The sequence below is a fragment of the Accumulibacter sp. genome (assembly GCF_032229525.1).
GTDB lineage: Bacteria > Pseudomonadota > Gammaproteobacteria > Burkholderiales > Rhodocyclaceae > Accumulibacter.
Genome location: NZ_JAVTWB010000182.1, coordinates 35,541 through 38,908, shown reverse-complemented (window position 1 = coordinate 38,908; position 3,368 = coordinate 35,541). Strand labels below are relative to the sequence as shown.

3 protein-coding genes are annotated in these 3,368 nt (G+C 63.2%); 2 read left to right on the top strand and 1 reads right to left on the bottom strand.

Annotated features, from left to right (window positions below; all coding sequences use genetic code 11):
• Positions 1-214 precede the first annotated feature (214 nt).
• Entirely contained in the window at positions 215-1,879 is a 1,665-nt protein-coding gene (locus RUW20_RS14250; protein WP_313952894.1) for a hypothetical protein, read from the top strand.
• Positions 1,880-2,050: 171 nt separating this feature from the next.
• A complete protein-coding gene (locus tag RUW20_RS14245) occupies positions 2,051-2,266 on the top strand; it encodes a hypothetical protein (protein ID WP_313952893.1) in 216 nt (71 codons plus the stop codon).
• A gap of 65 nt (positions 2,267-2,331) precedes the next feature.
• Here the strand turns inward: RUW20_RS14245 and RUW20_RS14240 are convergent, their stop codons facing one another.
• Positions 2,332-3,198 carry a hypothetical protein gene (locus RUW20_RS14240; RefSeq protein ID WP_313952892.1) on the bottom strand — a complete coding sequence of 289 codons (867 nt, stop codon included), beginning with the start codon at positions 3,196-3,198 and terminating at the stop codon, positions 2,332-2,334.
• Between the last annotated feature and the right edge of the window lie 170 nt (positions 3,199-3,368).

The following is a 3,368-nucleotide window of genomic DNA, read 5'->3' as shown; positions in this document are numbered from 1 at the left end:
CAGCGCTTATCTGCGCCAGGCCGAACGAATGCTGACCATGCTGCTGATCGAGGTCGACGGCTGATCACCAGCCGGCGCGGCGGCTTCCTGGCGACCGGCAAGCGCCATGCCTGGTCGCTGCGAACGACTGGCGGCGATGCCATTGACCTCCTGACGGCAAGGACCTAGCATGGTCGGCCGGCGGCTTCCGGCGCTTACTCTTCCGGAGACGCCCATGGACGTGGCGACAAACGACGCAGACCAACGGGTCCGCCACTTCCGGCAGATCCTGATGTGGCCCCTGCAACTGATGCCGCTGGCCGAGGGCGGACCTTTCCAGAACCATAGTCAGTTGCTCGAGCGGACGGACGCTGATAACCCGTGGCGGGAACTGGCCGACGAGTTCAGCGGCGACCCCGAACAGTTTCACGAGCGCCATTACAGCGAGTTCGTGACTTTCCTGCCTTACGTCCAGCGCTTTCTCTACGGCGAAGGCGGGGGCCAGGAGGGGAGCCAGTCGCGCGACGGCGAATCGCCGATCCGCATCTTCCGTCGCCATGACGTGGCCAAAGTGCGCATGCACTACAAGGACCGCGACGAGCCGATCGATTTCGACATCGCGCACCTCGACCTCTATTTCTTCTACGACATCGAGGTGCTCATCCTGGTCGTCGAAATCTTCGCCGACGACCTCGAACTGCGGCAGGTGCACGACACCCTGTACCGCTTCGGGCGGGCCTATCCACCGTCCTGGGACGAGGATGGCAGCGGTAGTCACTGCCTCAAGCGCAGCGAATGGATCGCGCCGGACGGCCGGGTGCTGGCCGCTTCAGACTACGAGAAACGCAGCAAATACCTCTCTTTCGTCTCGCGCTTCCGCGCCCCGTGCATCTCCTCGCACTGGGAGTTCCTGCTCCGGCCACTGGTGCTGCACCACTCGGACGAGGAAGGTCTGGTCCGCTACCGGCAGATCGAGTATCACCGCATGCCGCTCCTCGCCTACCTGGCGATGGACGACCCGCGCGCGCTCAGCCGTGACGACTTTGCCCGCCTGGTGCTGGTCACCGGGCCGGGAAAGATTGGCGCGCCGGCCGCTTCCGAGCTGCCGCTTGACGATTTCGAAGCACGCTACTGCTATGACCGCTACTGGCACCCGCACGCCGAGCAGCCGGGGAGCCGCCAGTTCTCCTGCGGGCACGCGGTAGTGATGGTCGGCAGCGCCCGCGACGCCTATTTCAGCGGCCTGGAAAACGGTCTGCTCGGGCAGTTTCGGCACCAGTTCTTCCTGCTTGCCTTGATCCCGCACTTTCATAAGGCCGCCTTGCTGATGCTCTCCGACCGCCTGGTAACGGCACTCAATCACCTCCAGATCGGCCAGCCCGAATCGGTCAAGGAATTCAAGCGCGCCATTCGGCAGATCCTCGAAGTCTTCCTGCGCTTCACCCATCGCTACTGGTTCTACGAGATTTCCGACCAGGCACAGGCCCGCTCCCTATTCAAGCTGACCAGAGAACACCTCGGCACCGAGCGCCTGTATACCGAATTGCGCGAGGAAATCCAGGACATGAGCCAGTACCTCGACAGCGACAGTCTGCGCCGGCAGTCCAATACGGTCGTCCGCCTGACCGTGGTGACCACCGCCGGGCTGATCGCGACGATCACCACCGGCGTCCTCGGAATGAACCTGCTCGACGCCACGCACGAGCCCTTCGCCGACCGACTGGCGCTGTTTGCGCTGGTCGCCGTGCCGTCGGCGCTGCTTACCGGTTTCGCCATCGCCAAGTCGAAGGCGCTCTCGGCTTTTCTCGAAGCGCTGTCCGACGAACGTCTCTCGCCGCGCGCCAAACTCGCCACGCTGACTGCCGTCTGGCGACGGCCACGCCCACCCGACGGCGGCTGAGCGGCGGCTTTTGTTGGCGGCGGCGCAAAACCGCACAAATCTGACCACAATGTCTGGCGACGATGAGCGCCGGTTCAGCGACAACAATCAGTGTCCGGTGCTTGCTGTGAAGCAGGCGTTCGGACACCGGCGCCCTTCGTCGTCTCCTCGGCCACTGCGGTCATTGGGAGCATGTGCCTTGAACGTCGGCTGTACGCCGCATTGCCGCCGTTCGACGGGGTCGCGGAAAAGAATTCAGCAACCGTGGTCAGTCCCCGGTTCTTCCGCAGCGCCATCTTCCTGCGGCTGCGGTCAACCGGTTGTACTGTCACAGATCCCGATTGCGCGTCGAAGCTGGTTTCGATCTTCGAGCAGCACCAGTTGGCGAACCTGACAGTTTGGGCGTGATGTTTCCCCGCCCAGCGGCGTAGGGCCTGGGGCATGGCGCCCCAATAGCCTTTCGGCCAAACACATCAGCGTCGACACCCATTGACCAGGAACGCCACGAGTTCAGCCTGCCGACAGCATCGTGTCTTGCCAAAGACATTCTTCAACTGGCAGCGCGCGGTTTCGTAGCTGATACCGCGAGTCGCCGCGGCGTCGTCCAAAGTCATTCCCTGGGCGAGCAAACTGGCGAGCAGCGCCTCGCAGCGGGTCAGACCATAGAGCTGATCCAGAACCCTCGGTTCAAGCGCGCACCGGGATGACGGATCGCGAATGAAGAGGATCGTGGCCGGAGTGCTGGTCAGGCCGTACATGCCGCTACCGGGCGGCAGCGGGTGCGCGAAGCAGGCATAGGCGCGCTTTCCCGATGGACGCGCGACAGGATGAACGCAAACAGCCGGAGCACCATCGACCGGCGCGAAAAGCCCTGCGATGAATGCCTGGATGCGAGCCGTCTCGCGAGATGTCGCCCCGACAAGCAAGCCATTTCGCATCGCCAATCCATCTCCTTCTGCCAACAGACGTTCCGCAGCTTCGTTGGCAAAGAAAATTCTTGACTCCCGGTAGATCAGGAGTACCGCGGTGGCAAGCGCGTTGAAAGTGGCGTACGACAGCTCCTGCGTGCGGTGGTGCGCTCCCAGAATGCGCCAGGTGTTGAATGCCGCCCGCACGTGCGGAAGCAGTCTTGCCAGCAGATCCTGCTGCTGCGCGTCGAAGCCATCTTCGTGCATCGGCTTGAAGATGCTGAAGAGCAGCCCGCCCGCCACCGCGGGGCTGTCCGACGGGTGCACGACGCCACACACCAGGCGACCGACCTCGATCTGCTTGAGAAAGTCGCCATAGAACTCGCTACGCCGCATCGAAACGGGATCGATCAGTTCTTCGTCGGTAATCAAGCGCCCATCTATGCGGTACAAATTTGGCCGGGAATGGCGCCACACGTCCTTGGAGCAGTAGTGCGTCGCATACGTTTCCATGTGATGCGGCAGGATCGCCCGCGACGCCCCTCACAACCCCAGAAAGCTTCGAGGGCAACGGGGTCAGTGCTAACGAGGGCAACGGCGAG

Excerpts from the sequence above, each read along its gene's own strand:
- RUW20_RS14250 (WP_313952894.1), top strand. The coding sequence starts at position 215 with ATGGACGTGGCGACAAACGACGCAGACCAACGGGTCCGCCACTTCCGG.
- RUW20_RS14245 (WP_313952893.1), top strand. The coding sequence starts at position 2,051 with ATGTGCCTTGAACGTCGGCTGTACGCCGCATTGCCGCCGTTCGACGGG.